This is a genomic window from Paludibacterium sp. (assembly GCF_019232825.1).
Taxonomy (GTDB): Bacteria; Pseudomonadota; Gammaproteobacteria; order Burkholderiales; family Chromobacteriaceae; genus Paludibacterium.
The window spans coordinates 1-2,199 of sequence record NZ_JAFAND010000032.1 but is presented as its reverse complement, the minus strand read 5'-3'; the positions used below and the strand labels follow the sequence as shown (position 1 = coordinate 2,199).

The 2,199-nt window shown below is 62.9% G+C and carries 4 protein-coding genes; 3 read left to right on the top strand and 1 reads right to left on the bottom strand.

Translation table 11 applies throughout. The features are described 5' to 3' along the window. Window positions 1-281 (top strand): cupin domain-containing protein (locus JOZ06_RS02970; protein ID WP_293228460.1); only part of this gene is annotated, 281 nt, incomplete at its 5' end. Window positions 282-466: 185 nt separating this feature from the next. After that, window positions 467-958 carry a VOC family protein gene (locus JOZ06_RS02965; RefSeq protein WP_293228459.1) on the top strand — a complete coding sequence of 164 codons (492 nt, stop codon included), beginning with the start codon at window positions 467-469 and terminating at the stop codon, window positions 956-958. A 165-nt stretch (window positions 959-1,123) separates the two neighbouring features. Here JOZ06_RS02965 and JOZ06_RS02960 read toward each other — a convergent pair whose 3' ends face one another. After that, window positions 1,124-1,882: a hypothetical protein gene (locus JOZ06_RS02960; protein ID WP_293228457.1), complete on the bottom strand. Its 759-nt coding sequence runs from the start codon at window positions 1,880-1,882 to the stop codon at window positions 1,124-1,126. Between the two features lie 79 nt (window positions 1,883-1,961). On the opposite strand from JOZ06_RS02960, the gene JOZ06_RS02955 reads away from it, so the two are divergent. After that, window positions 1,962-2,199, top strand: a 238-nt coding sequence (locus JOZ06_RS02955) for a hypothetical protein (protein WP_293228455.1), incomplete at its 3' end; no start/stop codon positions are given.

Genomic DNA, 2,199 nt, shown 5'->3' with positions numbered 1-2,199 from the left:
GTGTCGAACGCAAGGCCTTCTCCGGCGAGGGGGCGACCGTTGCGCTCAACCGCCTGATGCCCGGGCACGAGCCGCGGCCGCATAGCCACCCGCACGAGCAGATAGCCTATGTGCTGTCCGGCAAGATCGAGTTCCATGTCGGCGACGAGGTGGTTCCGGTCTCGGCCGGCGGCCTGCTGGTGATCCCGCCCAACGCGCTCCATTGGGGTGAGGTGGTGGGCGACGAGCCGGTGCTGAACCTGGACGTGTTCACGCCCAAGCGGACGGAATACGCGTCGTGACGGATCTGAGGATGTCCTCAACAGACTCCCTTCTGCCGTCATGCCCGGGCTCGACCCGGGCGTCCACGTGTCTCCGCTCTCGCGATCTAAGACGTGGATGGCCGGGTCAAGCCCGGGCATGACGACTGGGGAATAAGGCAAAGTTTCCGAAGTCTCTCTCAACGATACCAACAGGAGGAATTCTTATGGCTAAACCGCATACCCTCATCTTCGTCGATATCGCATCCGACGATCCCGAAGCGGCCGGAAAGTTCTACAACGAAGTGTTCGGCTGGCGCGACGACCATAAGCCGACCGGTGTCTACCACCGCATGGTTCCCGGCGGCATGTTCCCGAATCCGGATGGCACCGACAGCGAGATCGGCAACCTGCATATCGGCATCTTCAAGGCGTCAAATGCTCGTCCGCACCCCGATGCGGAAGGCGTCGAGCCGCGCACCTTGGCCCACCATGGCCGCAAGCCGCGTGTCTGGATCCTGCTCGGCGACGGCGAGAGCGCGGACGACGTTTTGGCGCGGGCCGAGGCGCGCGGCGCCAAGATCCTGTGGCGGAACCATTTCTGGCAGACCTTCAACGGCTATAACTGGGCCTTCGAAGACCCCTGGGGCAACGAGATCATCCTGTGGGGCAAGGGCGGGGCGGACCCGCAGATCCCCGCCAACTACACGCGGGAGTAGGATGACGGGGCGAGGGCTCTGTAGGAGTCTGTTTAAGAGCTCGCCGTCAACTAAGATCGTCCTCCCGGCGGAAGCCGGAACCCACTCCTCGGCCTTCGCGAGGGCTGAAAAATGGGTCCGACTTTCGTCGGGAGGACGATCTTGTTTAGTCCCTGATATATCGCTCTAACGGCTGCCAGCCACCGCCTTCGCCGCCTTGCGCCGATACCACACCAGAGCCATGAGACCGGCGAGGCCGGTCAGCATCACGGCCGCGCTAGCGGGCTCGGGAGCCGACGCCACCTGCGTCATCGACACGCCGTCGAGCAAGGCGAAGGGCGGAACGCCCGAGGGCGTGCCGATCGACAGGAAGGACAGGAGTTCGCTCGAAGAGGTCGCGGTGAAGGTGAGCGTCGTATACTGCCAGCCCGAGAACCCCTCGCTCGGGTCGCTAACGACCGACGTATAGAGGTTCTGGCCGCCGAGGCTGACCTCCCATTGCTCGGTGGTGGCGCCGGTGAAGCCCGACTGCTGCGCACCTGCCCAATAGAAGCTGACGGCGTAGTTCTGGCCGGCGACGAGCCCGTTGATCGTCTGCTGCATCGCCGCCTGCTGGAACGCGCCGTCCTGGGCGATGAAATACCCACCGGCGGGGCTGGATGTCAGCCCGTTCTGCGAGCCGTTGCCGGGGCCCCAGAGCGACAGGCTGCCATATTGTCCGGTGACGCCGCTGGTGGCCTGGGTTCCGGACCCGAAAAGGAACGTGTAGGACTGGCTGTTCGCCAGCGTCCAACCGTTGAGGGTGGTGTTGAAGCCGACCTGCCCTCCGCCGCCGTTGGTGGAGAAGTCCCCGTTGGTGACGAGATTGGTCGCCTCTGCTGCGTTGGCGAACGAGAGGGCCAGGCCGAGAGCGGCAATGGAAAGCGCCCTGTTGAACGTCGTCATCTTTTTTGTCCCGCTTCCTGCCCGAACGCGTTGCGGGCGCAGGCGCTAGGACAAGCAAGTTGCTTGCCAGATTCCGACTATGCACAAAATCAACGTGTTAGAGACGCAGACAAGAATCGCTGTAAAAATTTCCGACAGAACATCGGAAAGCCGGCCTTGCTCCGGCAGCTTTCCCGTTAACGAGACCGATACGGGTTCGGTTGAAACACACAACCTCTCCCGTCATTGCGAGCAAAGCGAAGCAATCCATGCTTCGCGCGTGCGGGACGATGGATTGCTTCGCTCCGCTCGCAACGACAGCCCGATTTTAACTCATC